Source organism: Arthrobacter sp. 9AX, assembly GCF_902506095.1.
Lineage (GTDB): Bacteria > Actinomycetota > Actinomycetes > Actinomycetales > Micrococcaceae > Arthrobacter.
Genome location: NZ_LR733293.1, coordinates 759,537 through 777,608, shown reverse-complemented (window position 1 = coordinate 777,608; position 18,072 = coordinate 759,537). Strand labels below are relative to the sequence as shown.

Genomic DNA, 18,072 nt, shown 5'->3' with positions numbered 1-18,072 from the left:
GCGGCAAAAAACTTTCAGCGGGCAGCGGCGGTGATCCAGCGCGGCCGGCTTCCCTGCCGGCGCTGCCCCTTGGACAGGCTGAAGATGTGTGCGTTCGTGGATCCGCGCCGGTCGTCGCAGTCATCCTGTAAGGGAGCAGCGGCCGGCGCCGGAGCTGCAACAGGTGCCTGGCGCGGCACGGTGCCGGCCGGACAGAGATCAGTCACCAGTCCGGTGCCTGCACATTCCCTGACGGCGGCGATCCCGGCGGCGAGTGCGGACTTGGTGTCAAAAGGGCCCGAGACGGCCATGATGCTGCCGTCGGGCCCAAGGAGGCGGAACCTGAAAAAAGAATTGTGGTCAACAAACGCTTCGAACTTACCGGCCATAACTAATCCTTCCGTTCTGCGGGTCCTTGTCCGGGGGCGCCGTTGCCACCGGCCGGTCAGGGCGCAATGCTGCGCCTTTTCCCGCGGGTCTGGTCGAACGATTGGTGATCGGGTCACCGGGTGTACCAACGAGTCTCGCCGGTAGGCCGCTACCCCGCAAGACCCGAGGCGTTAACCCTTTGTAAATTCACGGCGATTTCCCAGTCGACGACGGCGGCGGGTCACCTTGGAGGGCCGGTTCTAGCGGTGGTTGCCGCCCGCTCCCTGGCCTCCCAAGGCCAGGGTGCGGGCGGCCCACTTGTCAGTCGTTGATGAGATCGTTGACCACGATGGTCTGGTCCCGGTCCGGGCCCACGCCGATGGCCGAGAAACGCGTACCGGACAGTTTTTCGAGGGCCAGCACGTAGTTGCGGGCGTTCTCCGGCAGGTCTGCCAGGGTGCGGGCCCCGGTGATGTCCTCAGTCCAGCCGTCGAAGTACTCGAAGATCGGCACAGCGTGGTGGAATTCGGTCTGGGTCATGGGCATTTCGTCGTGGCGGACGCCGTCCACGTCGTAGGCCACGCACACCGGGATCTGTTCGATGCCGGTGAGCACGTCCAGCTTAGTGACGAAGTAGTCCGTGAAGCCGTTGACCCGGGAGGCGTGGCGCGCCAGCACGGCGTCGTACCAGCCGCAGCGGCGCGGCCTGCCGGTGTTGACGCCGAATTCGCCGCCCGTCTTCTGCAGGTACACGCCCATGTCATCGAACAGTTCCGTGGGGAACGGTCCGGCGCCAACACGGGTGGTGTACGCCTTGATGATGCCAATGGAGCGGGAGATGCGGGTGGGGCCGATGCCCGAGCCCACGGAGGCGCCCCCGGCGGTGGGGTTGGAAGACGTCACGAACGGGTAGGTTCCGTGGTCCACGTCCAGGAAGGTGGCCTGGCCGCCTTCCATCAGCACTACCTTGCCCTCGTCCAGGGCAGTATTGAGAACCAGGGTGCTGTCGATGACCAGCGGGCGGAGCCGGTCCGCGAAGGACAGGAAGTACTCCACGATCTCGTCCACCACAACACCGCGGCGGTTGTAGATCTTGACCAGGAGTTCGTTCTTCTGCCGCAGCGAGCCTTCCACCTTCTGGCGGAGGATCGACTCGTCGAAGACGTCCTGGACGCGGATGCCCAACCGGGCCACCTTGTCCATGTAGGCCGGGCCGATGCCGCGGCCGGTGGTGCCGATGGCGCGGCTGCCGAGGTAGCGTTCGGTCACCTTGTCCAGCACCTGGTGGTACGGGGCCACGAGGTGGGCGTTGGCGGAGACGCGGAGCTTGGACGTGTCGGCGCCACGGGCCTGGAGGCCCTCGATTTCCTGGAAGAGTGCCTCGAGGTTCACCACGCAGCCGTTGCCGATAATCGGGACGGCGTTGGGGCTGAGGATGCCTGCCGGCAGCAGCTTGAGTTCGTACTTTTCACCGCCTACGACGACGGTGTGCCCGGCGTTGTTGCCGCCGTTTGGCTTGACGACGTAATCAACACGGCCGCCCAGCAGGTCGGTGGCCTTGCCTTTTCCTTCGTCGCCCCACTGGGCTCCTACGATCACAATTGCTGGCATGGGATCCTCCCCCATTCGTTCGGGCTGCCCGGGCCGTCACAGCGTGGCGGGACGGTACAGCGCCGTTCATGAGAATGCCCCGAATCGACCGGCCTTCACTGGTCCGCGGGGCGGCACAGGGAAGCAAGAGTTCCGGGGCTCTTACCACCCAAGTTTAGCCGATCGGCGACTTTGTCCACCCGCTGGCCCGCCGCAACCCTGCTTGCGGAGTAAAAGGCCTCCTGCCGGAGGCGCGGCAGGCTGTCACCCAGGGCGCAACCGTCCAGGTAGTGATCGGACATGCCCCGCATCTCAAACAGCAGGGTGGCGATGCCGTTGCGGCTGATGATTTCGGCACCGCCGCCCACGCTGACTGCAGGCTGTGACAAGAGCCATCAAGCTTCACTGAAGTTGTCAATTGGCATAACAGAACGCGCCATGAAGTGATTACGTTTCAGCAAGTCCTCCTGCCGGCCCGCATCCTGCTTTTCCCGGTGCAACTGTCCCGGCGTTTCGTTTCCCGGGGCTTGCTAAACTGGGACAGGCCGACCAGGAATCGGCCCACCCCATTTCAACCACCTCGGATGTGGTGCGCCATCGTGCGCCTATTTCCCGCGGTGGCAGCAACACCAATCCCCGCAGGAGACCCAGCACTACATGACAGCCCTGGCACCCGAATCCTTCCATGAGCAGCTTCTGAGCCGCCGCTACGAACCCAATGTTGCCGCCGTCAACGAACTGTGTGATTCCCTGCAGGAGGCAAAGCCCGGCACCGTAGTGCCCTACGTTGATCCCATGCACGACGTGGAGGAGTGCCGGATCATCAGCCTGTACTCAAACATTGGTGAGATGGACAAGTCCGGTTTCATCACCGCCGGGGATGCGGACGCCGCAACCCGGATGCTCGGCATCCAGTGGAAGCTGGGGCTCCGCCCCGAATTCGTGATGCCGTGGAACGTCCACCCGTGGCACACCCCTGGTGAGCTGAACGGCAAATTCACCCCGGACCAGGTGCAGGCCGGCCTCAAGCCGCTGCTCAAGTTCCTGGCCCTGGTCCCCCGCGCTTCGGTGATCGTGGCACACGGCACGGAAGCCAACCGCCTGGCCAACCTGCTGCTGAAGACCGAAGTTCCGCTGCTCTGGCGCCGCGGCCTGAAGACCTACAAGGTGCGCTCGCTCAGCGGCCGCGCCTTCGCAGGCTCGCCCGCGCGCCAGGAGGAATACCTCGAAGCCATGCGTGTGGCCTACGCCGACGCCATGGCGCGCACGGGCCTGCAGAAGGCATAGCAACGCTTTAAGTACGACGACGGCCGGTCACCCTTCCCGAAAAGGGTGACCGGCCGTCGTCGTACTGAAACAAGGCCGGGGTCACGTCCGGCCCATCTTTCCGATGGAGCTGGGCCGGACGTGACCTCGCGCTGCTGTTTACTTCGCTTCGATCGCTGCTTTCGCTGCGGGGTCGGAGTCATTCAGGAACTTCTCGATCCGCTCCGGTTCCTCGGCCTCGCCGATGGCCGATGCCGCGCGGCCCAGCGAATACAGGGCGCGCAGAAAGCCGCGGTTGGGCTCGTGCTCCCAGGGAATGGGGCCCACGCCGCGCCAGCCGTTGCGGCGCAGCGAGTCCAGCCCGCGGTGGTAGCCCACGCGGGAGTAGGCGTAGGAGTCGATGGTGCGCCCGTCATCCCACGCCTCTTCCGCGAGCAAAGCCCACAGCAGCGAGGACGTGGGGTGCTTGGCCACGAGATCCAGGGGCTCCTGGCCCGCTTCCAGCTGCTGGTTGACCTCGGTCTCGGCCGGCAGGAGCGTGGGCTCGGGTCCCATGAGGTTCCGGCGGAACTCGTCAGACATTCCTAGAAGGTCTTTCCGGCCGAACCGAGCTGCTTGGTGGCCTCGACGACGCGGGCTGCGAGGCCTGCTTCGGCGGAGGCGCCCCAGACGCGGGGGTCGTAGGTCTTCTTGTTGCCGACTTCGCCGTCAACCTTCAGGACGCCGTCGTAGTTGCGGAACATGTGGTCCGCCACCGGACGCGTGAAGGCGTACTGGGTGTCGGTGTCGATGTTCATCTTGATGGTGCCGTAGGAGACGGCGTCCGCGATTTCCTGGTCCGAGGAGCCGGAGCCACCGTGGAACACGAGGTCGAACGGGTTGTCCTTGCCGATCTTGGCGCCCACCTGGGCCTGGATGTCCTTGAGGATCTCCGGACGAAGCTTCACGCCGCCCGGCTTGTAGACGCCGTGGACGTTTCCGAAGGTCAGGGCGGTGATGTACCGGCCGTTTTCGCCGGCGCCGAGTGCGTCGATGGTAGCGAGGGCATCCTCAACCGTGGTGTACAGCTTTTCGTTGATCTCGTTCTCAACGCCGTCCTCTTCGCCACCCACGGTGCCGATTTCGACCTCAAGGATGATCTTGGCGGCAGCTGCGCGCTCCAGCAGTTCACGGGCGATGCGCAGGTTCTCCTGCAGGGTCTCGGCGGAGCCGTCCCACATGTGGGAGTTGAAGATCGGGTTGCGGCCGGCCTTGACCTCAGCCTCGGAAGCGGCGAGCAGCGGCAGGACGAAGCTGTCCAGCTTGTCCTTGGGGCAGTGGTCCGTGTGCAGGGCGATGTTGACGTTGTAGTTCTTGGCCACTTCGCGGGCGAAGGCCGCGAAGCCCAGCGAACCGGCAACCATGTCCTTGGTGGAAGCGCCGGACCAGTAGGCCGCACCGCCGGTGGAGACCTGGACAATGCCGTCGGACTCAGCTTCGGCGAAGCCGCGCAGGGCTGCGTTCAGCGTCTGCGAGGACGTCACGTTCACGGCCGGGAATGCGAAGCCGCCCGCCTTTGCGCGGTCGATCATCTCGGAGTAGATCTCTGGGGTTGCAATGGGCATGCTGACTCCTATGCTGAGGTTCGTCTGTGGGCTGGTGACCCTGGAGTACCGCTTACGGCTAGCACCATCCTAGCCATTTCCGCGCGGAGAGTGCTGTGGGTTACGCCCCACCCGCGCCCTAGCCTCGCAAGCTCGGCCAGGGAACCCTGCGGGCGTGGGCCCACCACCCGCGGAGCTACACGTGCTGGTTGAAGACGTGCCGGCGCACCCACGCGTGCATCGCGATGGCCGCGGCGGAGGCTGCGTTGATGGACCTGGTGGACCCGAACTGTTCGATGGACAGGGTGGCGATGGCGGCCTCGTGTACCTCCGGGGTCAGCCCGGGCCCTTCCTGGCCGAACACCAGCACGCAGTCCTGGGGCAATTCGTAGGTTTCCAGCGGCACCGAGTCGGGGAAGATGTCGATCCCGATAATCGCCAGCCCCTCCCCCTGCGCCCAGGCCACGAAGTCCTCGACGGTGGGGTGGTGGCGGACGTGCTGGTAGCGGTCGGTGACCATGGCGCCGCGCCGGTTCCACCGCCGTCGGCCGATGATGTGCACCTCTTTGGCGAGGAACGCATTGGCGGTCCGCACCACGGTGCCGATGTTGAGGTCGTGCTGCCAGTTCTCGATGGCCACGTGGAAGTTGTGGCGCCGGGAGTCCAGCTCCGCAACGATTGCTTCGTGCTTCCAGTAGCGGTACTTGTCCAGTACGTTGCGCCGGTCGCCGTCGGCCAGGAGGTCAGGGTCCCAGTGGTCGCCTTCCGGCAGTTCGCCTTCCCAGGGCCCGACGCCGACCTCCGCCTTGGGTGCCCCGGGTTCCACTGTTTCGGCGTCCCCGGGTGAGGGTGCTGGCTGGTCTGCGGGGCCGGGCGTCTGGTTCACCCCTCAACACTAGACTGGACCATTGGAGCATTCATCACCGGTGGAGGTAAGCGTGGCAAAAGCAGACCAGGTAGCAGGTAATCCGGCGGTTTACCGCAGCGGACAGGATATTGAGTGCTGGCTGACGGACATGGACGGCGTCCTGGTCCACGAAAACCAGGCAGTGCCCGGCGCCGCGGAGCTCATCCAGCGGTGGGTGGACACGTCCAAGCGCTTCCTGGTGCTCACCAACAACTCCATCTTCACGCCCCGCGACCTCGCCGCGCGCCTCAAGGCCTCCGGCCTGGAGGTCCCCGAAGAGAACATCTGGACCTCCGCACTTGCCACCGCCCAGTTCCTCAAGGACCAGGTGCAGGGCTCCGGGTCCGGCAACCGCGCCTACACCATCGGCGAAGCAGGACTGACGACGGCGCTGCACGAGGCAGGCTTCATCCTCACTGACCAGGACCCTGACTTTGTGGTCCTTGGCGAGACGCGCACGTATTCCTTCGAGGCGATCACCACTGCCATCCGCCTCATCCTCGCCGGTGCGCGGTTCATCGCCACGAACCCGGACGCCACCGGCCCCTCCAAGGACGGGCCCATGCCCGCCACCGGCGCCATCGCAGCCCTGATCACCAAGGCCACCGACCGGGAGCCGTACATCGTGGGCAAGCCAAACCCGATGATGTTCCGGTCCGCGATGAACCAGATCGACGCGCATTCCGAGACCACCGCCATGATCGGGGACCGGATGGACACCGACATCATCGCCGGCATGGAAGCCGGACTGCACACGGTCCTGGTCCTGAGCGGCATCACCCAGCGCGAAGAGATCGGTTCCTACCCCTTCCGGCCCAACCAGGTGCTGAACTCCGTGGCGGACCTGAAGAACCAGATCTAGGCCTAGAAGACCGTCACCCGCGATCCGCCCCGAGGCAGCGGGAAGTTCTCGTCCAGCAGCCGTTCCAGGATGGGCCGGTAGATGTTCGGGTTCCAGCCCGGGCTGGCGTGGGCCGGGGCGGCGCCGGTGGTCTGCAGGTCGCTGGCCACCATGTTCGCTTTGAATGCCACCGCCCAAGCCTCCACGGCCGTTTCGTAGCGGACTGTCCGGTCCCGGGGATTGCCGATGTACGCCATCTTGGCGCTGCCGAGTTTATCCACGAACCTCAGGCCGTCGAAGTGGTAGATGTATGCGGACTCGGACTGGATGAGCAGGTTGGACGGGGCGATCGGCGAGAGCTGTTCAAGCGTCTGGTCCAGGATCTGGCGCCAGGTCCGTTCGTCCTTGTGGATGACCCGCTCCCCCAGCTCATACCCGCCGCGCAGGGTGGACGGGAACCGGACGCCGCTCTCATAAAGGAACACCACGCCGTCGAACCAGCTCTGGTCCAGCACGTCGTGTTTGCTGTAGGGGCTTGAGTCCAGCACGATGAACTCCACCTCCACGCCGTGGATTTCCAGCAGCCTGGCAGCAACCTGGGTTGCCACCATACCGCCGAAGCTGTGTCCGTAGAAGAACAGCTTGGTCAGCTTTTGGGCGCGGACATACTCGATGACCGCGATGACCAGCCCGTCGATGTCCAGTCCCTGGTTGGAATAGCCGACGGCGGCGAGCCGGGCGCGCTTGTTAAGCGCACCGCGGAGGGAGTTCAGGATCCACTGTGCTTCTTCCCAGCTGGTTTTGTAGCCGGGGAACAGAAACCAGCTGGCATCCGGATAGTAGGCATCCGCGAAGCCGTCGGGGACTGCCAGGATCCGGTTGGACCGACGCTGCGACTGCACCTCGCGGGTGAGCAGCATGTCCGCCGCGAGTACGCCCGAGACACCGGCGCCGGCAAAGAAGGCACGGCGCGAAAACTGTTTGAGGGCAGCAGCTTCCGCCAGCAGCCGGGCTCCGGAAGCCCCCCGCCCGTCCTGCGGATGCGTGTCCCCCTCATACGGCACACCCCTACCGTAGGCACAACTGAAGTTACCGCCGCAAGGAGGCGGCGGTAACCATTCAGTGACGCCTGGCCGGGGAGGAGCGGTTCAGCTGGCGGCCTGGCCTTCCGGCGCCGGACAAGTGCCGGCGCTGTTATGCTGGCGCCGCGCGATCTCCCGGCCGATGTCCTCGTAACGGGCCAGCAGGTCCGAGCCCGCGAAAGCGCCAGGGTTGTCCAGCAGGGCAAAGAGTGTGTCGCTGGCCAGGAGCAATTCCTCGTGGGAATACTCCTCCAGTGTCCGGCCGCCCCACGCCCCCATCCCGGACAGTTCCAGGGGCGGCACCTCATCAAAACCGGTCAGCTCCGCCGCGGTTTCGATGGCGTCAATTTCCGCAATGGACCCGGCGGAAAGGCCGTCGATAACGGTCAGCAGCTTTTCGTCGGCAGACGATGCCCATTCCGAAAGGTCCAGCGACACTCCGGCGCCGTAGATGCCCGGCAGTGTGCTGGTGTCGATGGCATTGAGGTCTTCGCGGAGGCCCGCAAGGGCGGCGGACTCCACCAGTGCAGCCCCTGATAGCTCAACGCGGATGTGGGAGCGGATCCCCATGCGCCGGACACGGCGGATGATCTGGACCAGGGCGGGGCGGGAATCCTGGTTGAGGCTTCCCTGGATGTCGATGCGGACAACGTCGGCAGGGACATCAAGGTTAACGAGGGCGTTCAGTGCGCGGTCCATAGGTACTCCAAAAGAGGGTGTCTATGGCCGACGGCTCAACCTCCGCAAGCCTAACTCCGCCCGGAGTCATGCACAAGCGGCGGCTACGCTGTCCGGTCCGCTTTCAACTGCCCCGGTTCCTGGAAGTGGGTGCGCGTCCCGGCTCCGCCCACGGAATCCACCAATGACTTCGCGATGTCCCGCAACTTCCGGTTGCTGTTGCTCGAAGCCTCGGTGAGCATGCTGACCGCAGCCTCCTGGCTGCACCTGTTCTGCGCCATAACGATGCCGATGGCGATGTCGATAATGGTCCGGGATTCCAAGGTGGCCCGAAGGTTCGCGGCGCTGTCCGTGTGGAGCGAGAACCGCACGGCCAGCCGCAGCGCCTGCGAAATTTCCCTCGTGTAGCCCCGGGCCTTCGCGGTGGCGCGTTCATCGAACTTATTTGGAACGTCGGAATACAGGTTCAGTGCGGCTTTGGCTTCCCCCTGGAGATGGAACGGCAGGGACAGCACTGACCGCAGGCCGTGCGAAGCCACGGCGGAGGCATAGTCCGGCCCCCACCGGTTTTCCTCCAACAGGTCCGGAACATGGACTTCCCGTTCCTCTTCGGCCGCCGTCAGGCAGGGTCCCTGGGAGAGCGAGTACTGGATCTCATCCACTTCACGGGCCGAGTCGCTGCTCCAGCCGATGGTCGCGGCCTTCCGGTCGCGGAGCAGGGTGATGCCGCAGAGGGCATCATCGCCTTCGCCGGCCACCTGGTGCGCGGAGAACCTCGCCAGCTCATTCAGGAAGTCCTCGAAGTCCGCACTTTCCAGGATGAGGTTCTGGATCTGGTCAGTGGAGGTCAGGGGCTGTTCAGGGGGGACCATAGTGCACGTTCTCCGTACGGGAAAAGGGGATTACGCAAATAATAAGGCAGCTCCACCCCGGATCCAACACCGGAGCCCGGGCCATTGGGCCCGGGCTCCGGTGCAAGTCCGGTAAAAGCGCGGTTACGAAAGGCCGAGCTCGTCCTTGCCGAAGGCGAAGAGGTAGGGAACGCCGGTCTCGGCTTCGATCTTTTCCTTGGCTCCGGTGTCCCGGTCCACGATGACGGCGACAGCAACCACGTTTCCGCCGGCTTTCCGGACCCCTTCCACTGCGGTCAGCGCCGAACCGCCGGTGGTGGAGGTGTCCTCAAGGACCAGCACCCTGCGGCCTTCCACCGAAGGGCCCTCCACCTGACGGCCCATGCCGTAGGACTTTTGGGCCTTGCGGACCACAAACGCGTCCACGGGCCGGCCGGCGTCCACGGCGGAGTGCATCACGGCCGTACCCACGGGGTCGGCTCCCATGGTGAGCCCGCCCGCGCACTCAAAGTCGATGCCGGCGTCGTCCGCCAGCGCCAGCATCACCTGGCCCACCAGCTTCGAGGCCTCGTGGTGCAGGGTGATGCGGCGCAGGTCGATGTAGTAGTCCGCTTCCTTTCCGCTGGAGAGGATCACCTTGCCGCGGACCACGGCAAGTTCCTTGATCAGTTCCAGCAGGCGGGCGCGGGCGGCAGCAGTGTCCACTGCAGTATCACTGGGGGAAGTCATGGTTTCCAGTTTAGTGGCGGCCGGCCGGTGTGGATGCTTGAGCGCTGTTGACACCGCTGGCTAGGCTGGACAGCATGCGCGAACTCCAGGCCAGGATCATTGAAGAAATGGGCGTACAGCCCCGGATCGACCCCGCCGGGGAGGTGCGCAAGCGCGTCGCCTTCCTCAAGGAATATCTCAAGGCCACCCATACCAAGGGATTCGTGCTGGGCATATCCGGCGGGTTGGATTCCTCGCTCGCCGGCCGCTTGGCACAGCTGGCCGTTGAGGAACTCGAGGCAGAGGGTGTGGACGCGAACTTTGTGGCAGTCCGCCTGCCGTACGGCGTCCAGCACGACGAGGAAGACGCCCAGGCCGCCCTGGACTTCATCCGGCCCAAGACCGAGTGGACCTTCAATATTTCTGCTGCCGTTGACGGCTTCGAGGATGAATTCGAGAAGACCGTGGGCTCGGAGATTTCCGACTTCCACAAGGGCAACACCAAGGCCCGCACGCGGATGATTGCCCAGTATGCGCTGGCCGGCGAACACAACTACCTGGTCATCGGCACCGACCACGGCGCCGAATCGGTCACCGGATTCTTTACCAAGTACGGCGACGGCGGCGCGGACATCCTGCCGCTGTTCGGCCTGAACAAGCGGCAGAACCGCGCGCTGCTGGCCGAGCTCGGGGCACCGGCGCGCATCTGGGAAAAGGTGCCCACCGCGGACCTGCTGGATGACAAACCGGGCCGTACCGATGAGGATGAGCTGGGCCTCAGCTACGACCAGATCGACGACTACCTGGAAGGCCGGGACGTCCCGGATTCCGTGGCGGAGTCCATCGAGGAGAAGTACCTGCGCACCCGGCACAAGCGGACCGTTCCGGTCACCATCTTTGATACGTGGTGGAAGGGCCAGGGCCCGGAAGAGCCCCGCGCCGGACTGTAGTTCTCCAGCGCAGACGTCGCCGGGGCTGATCAGTCGCTGAGATTCCCCAGGTTCAGGGAAGCACGACGACGCGTCGCACCTCAAAGGGCGGCGCGCCGTCGTCGTTTCCCGGTAAAGCCGGGGAGACTCAGCGGAGCCGGTCGCCTTGGGCGCTTCCGCCCAGCTGCTGGGTGATGCGGTGGGCCTCCGCCATCAGGAGGCCGCCCAGCTCTTCCTGGCGTTCCGGCTTGAAGCGCGGTTCAATGCCGGTCAGGGACAGTGCCCACGCCGGCCGGCCTGCCTGGTCGAACACCGCGGCGCCCATCCCCCAGCTGCCTTCGAGCACCAGCCCGGGATTCACCGAGTAGCCCTTGAGCCTGGTTTGGTCGAGGTTGGCCCGGACAAGGTCCTCCCGGTGGCCGGGCGCGAACATCCCGGCGTGCCCGGCCCAGTCACCCAGCAGCTCCTCCTGTTCAGCCTCCGGCAGGAAAGCCATGATCGCGGTGCCCGCGGAGGCCACACCGAGCGGGAACCGGACGCCCTCGTGCAGCACGAAGGACCGGACCGGAAAGCTGCCCTCCTCACGCAGCAGACACACTGTCTCGGACCCGCGGCGGATGGAGAAGAACGCACTCTCCCCTGTTGCTTCGGACAGTCTGCGCAGGCTTGGCCGCGCGATGTCCTCCAGCGGGAAGCGTGCCGATGCCACTGACCCCATGAGGAGGATCTCGGGCCCCAGCACCCAGTTCCCGCTGCCGGGATCGTGGTCCAGCAGCCCCTCGGACGCCAGCGAGGACAACAGCCGGTGGACGGTGGGCCGTGTAAGGCCGGATTCACGCACCAGCACTGACAGCGGCATTCCCTCGGCGCTGCGGCCAACAAGCCGCAGCAAACCGGCGATGCGGCTGACCACCTGGGCCCCCGGAACCGGCACGTTACTCACAATTCTCCTCCAAAGGTCCATAATATGGATACTTCCCAGCGTACCGTCCACACTGTAAAAATGCGCCTTTTCCTGCCTGGGCAGCACCTTGACAGCCGCTTCAGACCGCCCGTAGTGTCCATACGCAGACCCATCGTCCATAAAGTGGACAGAAACACCGGGACACTCAACGAGGAGGCGCCATGTCCAAACTTCAGCCAGCCGCCGCCGTCGCCCTGGACGGGGCACTGCGCGATGGAATCACCCTTGCCGTGGGCGGCTTCGGCCTGAGCGGCATCCCGGCGGACCTCATCGAAGCCGTCCGGGACTCCGGCGTAAAAGACCTGACGGTGGTCTCCAACAACATGGGCGTGGACGGCAAGGGCCTCGGCATCTTGATCGAAGCCGGCCAGGTGCGCAAGGTCATCGCCTCCTATGTGGGCGAAAACAGACTCTTCGCCGAGCAGTACCTCGCCGGGAAGCTGGAGGTGGAATTCACCCCGCAGGGCACTCTGGCCGAGCGCCTCCGGGCCGGCGGCGCCGGCATCCCTGCCTTCTACACCAAAACCGGCGTAGGCACCCTGGTGGCCGACGGCAAGCCGCACGAGGTCTTCGACGGCGAAACGTACATCCAGGAGCGGGCCATCCGGGCCGACGTCGCACTGGTCCACGCCCACACGGCAGACACGGACGGAAACCTCATCTACCGGTACACCGCGCGGAACTTCAATCCCGTTGTCGCCACCGCCGGCACACTGACCGTCGCTGAAGCGGAGGTGATCGTGGCACCCGGGGACCTGGACCCGAACCACATCGTCACCCCCGGCGTCTACGTCCAGCGGCTGGTGCAGGCCACGGACCGGGTCAAGGACATAGAGCAGCGCACCGTCCGTCCCCGCGTCCCGGTCGAAGCCGAAGCGCTGACCGTTTAGCCACCACACTTAAGAGGAGAGCCCCATGGCCTGGACCAGGGATGAAATGGCCGCCATCGCGGCCGAAGAACTGAACGACGGCGACTACGTCAACCTGGGGATCGGCATCCCCACGCTGGTGGCCAACAACCTGCCCCACGGCGTCCGCGTTGTCCTGCAAAGCGAAAACGGACTGCTCGGCATGGGCCCGTTCCCGTACGAGGGCGAGGAAGACGCGGACCTCATCAACGCGGGCAAACAGACCGTCACGGTGCTGCCCGGCGGAAGCATCTTTGATTCGGCCACGTCCTTTGGCATGATCCGCGGCGGCCACGTGAAGGTGGCCATCCTCGGTGCGATGCAGGTCTCCGGCCGCGGCGACCTGGCCAACTGGACCATCCCCGGCAAGATGGTCAAGGGAATGGGCGGCGCCATGGACCTCGTGGCTGGAACGCCGCGGGTGGTGGTCCTCACGGAGCACAATGCGAAGGACGGCAGCGCCAAGATCGTTCGCGAATGCACCCTCCCCCTCACGGGGCTGGGGGTTGTGGACCGGATCATCAGCGACCTCGCCGTGTTCGACTTCGTGAAGAATGAACACGAAACAGACGGCGGGCGGCAGCTCACGCTGACCCGTCTTGCGCCGGGCGTCACCGTGGAGGAGATCCAGGGGAAGACGGAGGCGGAGTTCACCGTGGCCTTGGACCCGGGCCCGGGTAATTCCATTGGAGAATCAACCCTGGAAGGAGCCCCGGCGTGAGCCTGAAGGAAAAGTTCGGCAAGGATGTCCTGCTCACGGGCTGGGGGCACAGCCGGTTCGGAAAACTGACGGACCAGACGCTGGAGTCGCTGATCGTCCAGGTGGCCAGCGAGGCCATCGAGAGTGCCGGCATTGAGCCCGGCCAGGTCGATGAAATCTACCTCGGCCAGTTCAATTCCGGCATGATGCCGCTGGCGTTTCCGTCGTCGCTGGCGCTGCAGGTCTCGGACCAGCTTGCCAACGTTCCCGCCACCCGGGTGGAAAATGCGTGCGCTTCCGGCTCCGCCGCCTTCCAGCAGGGCACCAAGTCCCTGCTGGCCGGCACCGCAAAGACCGTATTGGTGATCGGCGCCGAGAAAATGACGCACGCCGGAGCCGACGTTGTGGGAGCCGGCCTGCTGGGCGCCGACTACGACTTGGCCGGCAAGGCTTCCACCACCGGCTTCACAGGACTCTTCGCCGAGGTGGCCAAGCACTACGAAAAACGGTACGGAAACGTTGCCGACGTCCTCGGCAGCATCGCGGCGAAGAACCACCGCAACGGCGTGGACAACCCCTACGCCCAGCTGCGCAAGGACCTCGGCGAGGAGTTCTGCCGCACGGTCTCGGACAAGAACCCCATGGTGGCCGATCCCCTGCGCCGCACTGACTGTTCGCCCGTGTCAGACGGCGCGGCCGCCGTCGTCCTTTCCACTGCGGCGACCGGCGGCGCAACTGCCCCTGTCCGGCTCGCCGGCTTCGGCCACGCCAACGATTTCTTCCCTGCGGCGCGCCGCGATCCGGTGGCCTTCGCCGCTAACCGGGTGTCCTGGCAGCGGGCGCTGGCAATGGCGGGCGTCGGGCTCGACGGGATCGACTTCGCCGAGGTGCACGACTGCTTCACCATCGCCGAACTGCTGATGTACGAGGCCATGGGCCTGACGGAGCCGGGCCAGGGCGCCCGCGCCATCGAGGAAGGCTGGGTGTACAAGGACGGCAAGCTGCCGGTCAACGTCTCCGGCGGCCTCAAGGCCAAGGGCCACCCCGTCGGCGCAACCGGTGTGTCCCAGCACGTTATCGCCGCCATGCAGCTGACCGGGACGGCCGGAGACATGCAGCTTGCCAGCCCCCGCCGGGCGGCCGTCCAGAACATGGGCGGCGTAGGCATCGCCAACTACGTCAGCGTCCTCGAAGCCATGTAGGGCGGCTGAGTTTCCCCACCTTTTGATCACGACGGCGGCGCGTCGCACCAAAAGTGCGGCGCGCCGTCGTGGTTTGCGGCAAAGGTGGGGAATTCCAGCGGGTGCTGGAATGAGTCAACCCCGGTTGCGGATCAGGGCCGCGATCTCCGCGAAGCCCAGCCTTTCGGCGTTCTGGAGCGCGGTGCGGCCTTCCCGGTCACGGATGTTGGGATCCGCGCCGGCCTCGAGGAGCAGCCGGACCACCTCCTGCTGCCGTGGCCCGCCGGTGTTCAGCAGGATGGCTTCCTGCATGGCGGTCCATCCGAGGTTGTTGACGTGGTTGACGGGCACCCCGGCACCAATCAGGATTTGAACCGTTTCCACGTGGCCGTGTTCGCTGGCCGGGATCAGGGCCGTGCCGCCGTACCTGTTTGTGCCGGCAACATCCGCCCCGGCCGCAAGCGCCAGCCTGAGCACATCGTTGAACCCTTCCGCGCCCGCGTAGAGGAACGCCGAGTCCTGGATCGCGTCCTTGGCGTTGACGTCTCCCCCGCGCCCGATCAGCTCCTGCACCAACGGCACGTTGTTGGCCTTGGCCGCGGCGATCAGGTCCTGGTCGAGCAGTGCCTGTTCCTCCGCGGACAGCACCGGAGGAACAGGTGCCGCCGCGGATGAGGATGCAGCCGCTGGTGTGCTTTCCGTGGCGCGCGCCCCGACTTCCGCGCCGGCAGCGGACGACGGCGGAGCAGGCTGCGGTGCCCGGGTCGCCTCCGGCCCCGCCTGGCACGCCGTCGTGGCCAGGGTTAAGCAAAGGACAAGACAGCCAGCCCCAAACCACCTCATGCAGCCCAGCCTACTGAGCGGCGGCAGCAATGATGGCATCGGCTCCTGCAACAGCGCAGGCCTCATCCAGTGCTCCGTCGGGAGCACCGCCGACGCCGATCCCCGCGACGGAAACACCGTTGACCTTCAACGGCACGCCACCGGCCAGGAAGAGCGTGCCGGGGAGATCCGCGATGCTGGGGCCGTTTCCGTTGATCCGTTTGGCCAGCTCGCTGGTGGGGGTTCCGAAGGCTGCGGCAGTGTAGGCCTTCTGCTTGGCGGCCTCAATGGTGTGCTCGGCCGCGTTGTCGCCCCGCAGGAGCGCCTGGACCGTGCCGAAGCGGTCAACCAGCGCCACGGTAACGAACGGCAGCTTGTCCGCCTGGCACTTGGCGAGCGCGCCGGACACGGCCTCGGCGGAGGCGCCCACGGAAATCCGGTTCTGCTGGACCACGTTCCCGGGAACGGGCTGGATGTCGGCCGCGGGGACGGCCGTGGCAGCGGTGCCGGGGCCGGCGTTGGCGGTGACGGTGGCGGCGGCGGTGAGGGCAAGCGCGCCGGCTGCTGCCGCGGCGAATACTTTCGAGGACTTCTTCATGGTGTTTTCCTTTGAACGGATCCCCGCCACGGTTCAGCGCGGGGTGCAGTTCCATCCTTTCGGGCAGGACGGGGGCCGGCATCGGGCCTTTGGCTGCGGCCTCCTGCTCCGAAAGGCCAGCCGTATCAGCCAAAAGGTTGAGAGACGGGAAGGCTGCGGGCGCTTTAGCATGGTGGGTAGCCGTCCCCCACCCGAACCGGAATGTCCATGCCAAGCCGAGCCAACGCTGCCCACTCCGCGTCGTCCCCGGACCCGCGCGCTGCCCGGGGCATCAGCGGCACTGCCGAGGGCGCCGGCAGGACAACCACGCCCAACGGCACACGGCACCCCCGCCTCGGCAAAATCGACGCCGCCGTACACCTTGGGTTCGCGGTCCTCCTGGTGGCCTCCGTGGTCCGCTACGTGGTGCGGCACAGCCCAGCGGACAACATCCTGGTCCTCGGCCTGGCCGCCGGCGCCTGCCTGCTGTATGTCGCGGTCGCCGTCCAGGCCCGGCGCGGCGGGCCTGGCGGATCGTGGATGGCTGCCTTGGTGGGCGTCTGGGCGGTCCTGGTCATCGCTGCCCCCAGCTTTGCCTGGTGCTCTTTCGCACTGTTTTTCCTCTGCCGCAGCGCCCTCACCGGGGCGGCAGCGTATGTGGCAGCAGGCGTGACGGCGGCTGCCACGGCGGCAGGCCTGTTCAAGCTGAGCGACGGCACTGACCTGGCGATGCTCCTTGGACCACTGGCCGTCGGCGTGATGCTGACCCTGGTCTATGACAGGATCCAGCACGACGCCGAGGAGCAGCGCCGCCTGCACGCGGAGGTTTCGCTCGCGCAGGGACAGCTCGCGGCCAGTGAGCGCCGCGCCGGAACCGTCGCCGAACGGGAACGCGTCTCCCGGGAGATCCACGACACCGTGACCCAGGGACTGGCCAGCAGCCTACTCCTCCTCGAAGCGGCCGGCAGGGCCTGGCCAAGTGACGCGGCCCGCGCCGGCCTCGGCCAGGCCACCGCGCTGCTGAGGGGCAACCTGTCCGAAACGCGGAGCCTGGTCCACGAGCTCGCTTCCCCAGGGCTGGACGCATCGCCCCTGCCCGATGCCGTGCTGTTGGCTGCCAGGCAATACGTCCCGGAGGCCCGGCTCCTGGTGACCGGTGAACCACGGCCGGTGCCCGCTGACGTGCGGCACGCACTCCTGCGCGTGGTCCAGAGCGCTGCATCAAACATCACCCTGCACGCCGCCGGGTCCACTGCGACGGTGACGCTTAGCTTCCTGCCGGACGCCGTCACTTTGGATGTGTACGACGACGGCGCCGGCTTTGATCCCGCGGCGGCAGCACCGCCGTCGGAAGCCGGAGGGTATGGCCTGCGGGCCATGCGGCAGCGGGTGGAACAGCTCGGCGGCGCCTTTTCGGTGGAAAGTGCACCCGGCGAAGGAACCATCGTGGCCGCGCAGTTGCCCGCACCGGCGGACACGGCGAGGCCGGGAAGATCCGTATGACCGCCATCACGGTGCTGCTGGTGGATGACCACCTGGTGGTGCGAAGTGGGCTGCGGGCCCTGCTGGGCACCCAGCCGGACATCAGCGTCGTGGCGGAAGCTGCGTCCGGGGAGGAAGCCCTGCAACTCCTGGAGCAGGGCCCCGTCTCGGTGGTAATGATGGACCTCGCGATGGGGCCCGGGATGGACGGGATCGAGGCCATCCGCACCATCCGCGAGCGCCGCAAAGGGCAGGCCATCCTGGTGTTCACCACCTACGACTCCGATGCTGATATTGTCCGGGCCGTGGACGCCGGCGCCATGGGGTACCTGCTGAAGGACGCCGCCCCGGACGAGATCTTCGCTGCCATCCGCGGTGCCGTGCAGGGCAGAAGCGTGATGAGCGCGCCCGTGGCGTCCCGGCTTTTCCAGCAGCTGCGCAACCCGGACGAAATCCTGACACCGCGCGAAGCAGAGCTTCTCAGCCTCCTGACGGAAGGCCTGAGCAACCGTGAACTGGGCCAACGCCTGTTCATCTCCGAGGCCACCGTCAAGACCCATCTGGCGCACATTTATGCCAAGCTCGGGGTGGACACCCGGGCCGCTGCAATCGCCACCGCCATCCGCCGCGAGGGCATGCGCTGACTACTTCCAGT

General features: G+C 66.1%; 21 protein-coding genes. 8 read left to right on the top strand and 13 right to left on the bottom strand.

Annotation, left to right across the window (positions count from 1 at the left end; all coding sequences use genetic code 11):
- Positions 1-14: 14 nt before the first annotated feature.
- From BACI348_RS03660 to BACI348_RS20880, 3 genes are all read right to left on the bottom strand, one after another.
- Positions 15-368, bottom strand: a complete 354-nt coding sequence (locus tag BACI348_RS03660) for a YegP family protein (RefSeq protein WP_159823997.1) — start codon at positions 366-368, stop codon at positions 15-17.
- Between the two features lie 301 nt (positions 369-669).
- Positions 670-1,959: an adenylosuccinate synthase gene (locus tag BACI348_RS03655; protein WP_159823996.1), complete on the bottom strand. Its 1,290-nt coding sequence runs from the start codon at positions 1,957-1,959 to the stop codon at positions 670-672.
- Positions 1,960-2,054: 95 nt separating this feature from the next.
- The gene (locus BACI348_RS20880) at positions 2,055-2,327 is read right to left on the bottom strand and encodes a hypothetical protein (RefSeq protein WP_268892386.1); all 273 of its coding nucleotides are present in this window, start codon (positions 2,325-2,327) and stop codon (positions 2,055-2,057) included.
- 268 nt (positions 2,328-2,595) lie between these two features.
- Here BACI348_RS20880 and BACI348_RS03645 point away from each other — a divergent pair, with 268 nt between their 5' ends.
- Positions 2,596-3,225, top strand: coding sequence for a uracil-DNA glycosylase family protein (locus BACI348_RS03645; protein WP_159823995.1), 630 nt, complete (start codon positions 2,596-2,598; stop codon positions 3,223-3,225).
- Between the two features lie 138 nt (positions 3,226-3,363).
- Here the strand turns inward: BACI348_RS03645 and BACI348_RS03640 are convergent, their stop codons facing one another.
- From BACI348_RS03640 to BACI348_RS03630, 3 genes are all read right to left on the bottom strand, one after another.
- Complete coding sequence (locus tag BACI348_RS03640; RefSeq protein ID WP_159823994.1) at positions 3,364-3,786, bottom strand: DUF3151 domain-containing protein; 423 nt, start codon at positions 3,784-3,786, stop codon at positions 3,364-3,366.
- A 2-nt stretch (positions 3,787-3,788) separates the two neighbouring features.
- Positions 3,789-4,808 (bottom strand): class II fructose-bisphosphate aldolase, encoded by a 1,020-nt coding sequence (gene fbaA, locus BACI348_RS03635; RefSeq protein WP_159823993.1) that lies wholly within the window; start codon positions 4,806-4,808, stop codon positions 3,789-3,791.
- 175 nt (positions 4,809-4,983) lie between these two features.
- Positions 4,984-5,673 carry a TrmH family RNA methyltransferase gene (locus BACI348_RS03630; RefSeq protein ID WP_159823992.1) on the bottom strand — a complete coding sequence of 230 codons (690 nt, stop codon included), beginning with the start codon at positions 5,671-5,673 and terminating at the stop codon, positions 4,984-4,986.
- A 52-nt stretch (positions 5,674-5,725) separates the two neighbouring features.
- Between BACI348_RS03630 and BACI348_RS03625 the strand changes: the two genes are divergently transcribed.
- The gene (locus BACI348_RS03625; protein ID WP_236557401.1) at positions 5,726-6,556 is read left to right on the top strand and encodes an HAD-IIA family hydrolase; all 831 of its coding nucleotides are present in this window, start codon (positions 5,726-5,728) and stop codon (positions 6,554-6,556) included.
- 2 nt (positions 6,557-6,558) lie between these two features.
- On the opposite strand, the gene BACI348_RS03620 is transcribed toward BACI348_RS03625, so the two are convergent.
- The 4 genes from BACI348_RS03620 to pyrE form a co-directional block, all read right to left on the bottom strand.
- Positions 6,559-7,599, bottom strand: coding sequence for an alpha/beta fold hydrolase (locus tag BACI348_RS03620; protein WP_159823991.1), 1,041 nt, complete (start codon positions 7,597-7,599; stop codon positions 6,559-6,561).
- Between the two features lie 84 nt (positions 7,600-7,683).
- The gene (locus BACI348_RS03615; protein ID WP_159823990.1) at positions 7,684-8,316 is read right to left on the bottom strand and encodes a hypothetical protein; all 633 of its coding nucleotides are present in this window, start codon (positions 8,314-8,316) and stop codon (positions 7,684-7,686) included.
- A gap of 83 nt (positions 8,317-8,399) precedes the next feature.
- Positions 8,400-9,167: a GAF and ANTAR domain-containing protein gene (locus BACI348_RS03610; protein ID WP_159823989.1), complete on the bottom strand. Its 768-nt coding sequence runs from the start codon at positions 9,165-9,167 to the stop codon at positions 8,400-8,402.
- Positions 9,168-9,290: 123 nt separating this feature from the next.
- A complete protein-coding gene (pyrE, locus tag BACI348_RS03605; RefSeq protein ID WP_159823988.1) occupies positions 9,291-9,875 on the bottom strand; it encodes an orotate phosphoribosyltransferase in 585 nt (194 codons plus the stop codon).
- 74 nt (positions 9,876-9,949) lie between these two features.
- On the opposite strand from pyrE, the gene nadE reads away from it, so the two are divergent.
- The gene (gene nadE, locus BACI348_RS03600) at positions 9,950-10,804 is read left to right on the top strand and encodes an NAD(+) synthase (RefSeq protein ID WP_159823987.1); all 855 of its coding nucleotides are present in this window, start codon (positions 9,950-9,952) and stop codon (positions 10,802-10,804) included.
- A gap of 127 nt (positions 10,805-10,931) precedes the next feature.
- Here the strand turns inward: nadE and BACI348_RS03595 are convergent, their stop codons facing one another.
- A complete protein-coding gene (locus BACI348_RS03595) occupies positions 10,932-11,747 on the bottom strand; it encodes an IclR family transcriptional regulator (RefSeq protein WP_159823986.1) in 816 nt (271 codons plus the stop codon).
- A gap of 161 nt (positions 11,748-11,908) precedes the next feature.
- On the opposite strand from BACI348_RS03595, the gene BACI348_RS03590 reads away from it, so the two are divergent.
- From BACI348_RS03590 to BACI348_RS03580, 3 genes are read left to right on the top strand one after another with little or no spacing between them, the layout of a single operon-like run.
- Positions 11,909-12,637 carry a CoA transferase subunit A gene (locus BACI348_RS03590; protein WP_159823985.1) on the top strand — a complete coding sequence of 243 codons (729 nt, stop codon included), beginning with the start codon at positions 11,909-11,911 and terminating at the stop codon, positions 12,635-12,637.
- A 25-nt stretch (positions 12,638-12,662) separates the two neighbouring features.
- Positions 12,663-13,376, top strand: a complete 714-nt coding sequence (locus tag BACI348_RS03585; protein WP_159823984.1) for a CoA transferase subunit B — start codon at positions 12,663-12,665, stop codon at positions 13,374-13,376.
- A complete protein-coding gene (locus BACI348_RS03580) occupies positions 13,373-14,557 on the top strand; it encodes an acetyl-CoA acetyltransferase (RefSeq protein WP_159823983.1) in 1,185 nt (394 codons plus the stop codon). Before BACI348_RS03585 ends, BACI348_RS03580 begins: the two co-directional genes overlap by 4 nt.
- 114 nt (positions 14,558-14,671) lie before the next feature.
- On the opposite strand, the gene BACI348_RS03575 is transcribed toward BACI348_RS03580, so the two are convergent.
- Positions 14,672-15,184, bottom strand: a complete 513-nt coding sequence (locus tag BACI348_RS03575) for an ankyrin repeat domain-containing protein (RefSeq protein ID WP_159823982.1) — start codon at positions 15,182-15,184, stop codon at positions 14,672-14,674.
- 205 nt (positions 15,185-15,389) lie between these two features.
- Positions 15,390-15,956 carry a GlcG/HbpS family heme-binding protein gene (locus BACI348_RS03570; RefSeq protein WP_159823981.1) on the bottom strand — a complete coding sequence of 189 codons (567 nt, stop codon included), beginning with the start codon at positions 15,954-15,956 and terminating at the stop codon, positions 15,390-15,392.
- Between the two features lie 207 nt (positions 15,957-16,163).
- On the opposite strand from BACI348_RS03570, the gene BACI348_RS03565 reads away from it, so the two are divergent.
- On the top strand, positions 16,164-17,438 hold the full coding sequence (locus tag BACI348_RS03565; protein ID WP_159823980.1) for a sensor histidine kinase: 1,275 nt from the start codon (positions 16,164-16,166) through the stop codon (positions 17,436-17,438).
- Positions 17,435-18,061 (top strand): response regulator, encoded by a 627-nt coding sequence (locus tag BACI348_RS03560; protein ID WP_159823979.1) that lies wholly within the window; start codon positions 17,435-17,437, stop codon positions 18,059-18,061. The genes BACI348_RS03565 and BACI348_RS03560 overlap by 4 nt, the downstream gene beginning before the upstream one ends.
- Positions 18,062-18,072: the final 11 nt, after the last annotated feature.

Excerpts from the sequence above, each read along its gene's own strand:
- BACI348_RS03655 (WP_159823996.1), bottom strand. The coding sequence starts at position 1,959 with ATGCCAGCAATTGTGATCGTAGGAGCCCAGTGGGGCGACGAAGGAAAA.
- BACI348_RS03660 (WP_159823997.1), bottom strand. The coding sequence starts at position 368 with ATGGCCGGTAAGTTCGAAGCGTTTGTTGACCACAATTCTTTTTTCAGG.
- pyrE (WP_159823988.1), bottom strand. The coding sequence starts at position 9,875 with ATGACTTCCCCCAGTGATACTGCAGTGGACACTGCTGCCGCCCGCGCC.
- BACI348_RS03565 (WP_159823980.1), top strand. The coding sequence starts at position 16,164 with ATGCCAAGCCGAGCCAACGCTGCCCACTCCGCGTCGTCCCCGGACCCG.
- BACI348_RS03640 (WP_159823994.1), bottom strand. The coding sequence starts at position 3,786 with ATGTCTGACGAGTTCCGCCGGAACCTCATGGGACCCGAGCCCACGCTC.
- BACI348_RS03560 (WP_159823979.1), top strand. The coding sequence starts at position 17,435 with ATGACCGCCATCACGGTGCTGCTGGTGGATGACCACCTGGTGGTGCGA.
- BACI348_RS03615 (WP_159823990.1), bottom strand. The coding sequence starts at position 8,316 with ATGGACCGCGCACTGAACGCCCTCGTTAACCTTGATGTCCCTGCCGAC.
- BACI348_RS03595 (WP_159823986.1), bottom strand. The coding sequence starts at position 11,747 with ATGGACCTTTGGAGGAGAATTGTGAGTAACGTGCCGGTTCCGGGGGCC.
- BACI348_RS03590 (WP_159823985.1), top strand. The coding sequence starts at position 11,909 with ATGTCCAAACTTCAGCCAGCCGCCGCCGTCGCCCTGGACGGGGCACTG.
- fbaA (WP_159823993.1), bottom strand. The coding sequence starts at position 4,808 with ATGCCCATTGCAACCCCAGAGATCTACTCCGAGATGATCGACCGCGCA.
- BACI348_RS03570 (WP_159823981.1), bottom strand. The coding sequence starts at position 15,956 with ATGAAGAAGTCCTCGAAAGTATTCGCCGCGGCAGCAGCCGGCGCGCTT.
- BACI348_RS03645 (WP_159823995.1), top strand. The coding sequence starts at position 2,596 with ATGACAGCCCTGGCACCCGAATCCTTCCATGAGCAGCTTCTGAGCCGC.
- BACI348_RS03585 (WP_159823984.1), top strand. The coding sequence starts at position 12,663 with ATGGCCTGGACCAGGGATGAAATGGCCGCCATCGCGGCCGAAGAACTG.
- BACI348_RS03610 (WP_159823989.1), bottom strand. The coding sequence starts at position 9,167 with ATGGTCCCCCCTGAACAGCCCCTGACCTCCACTGACCAGATCCAGAAC.
- nadE (WP_159823987.1), top strand. The coding sequence starts at position 9,950 with ATGCGCGAACTCCAGGCCAGGATCATTGAAGAAATGGGCGTACAGCCC.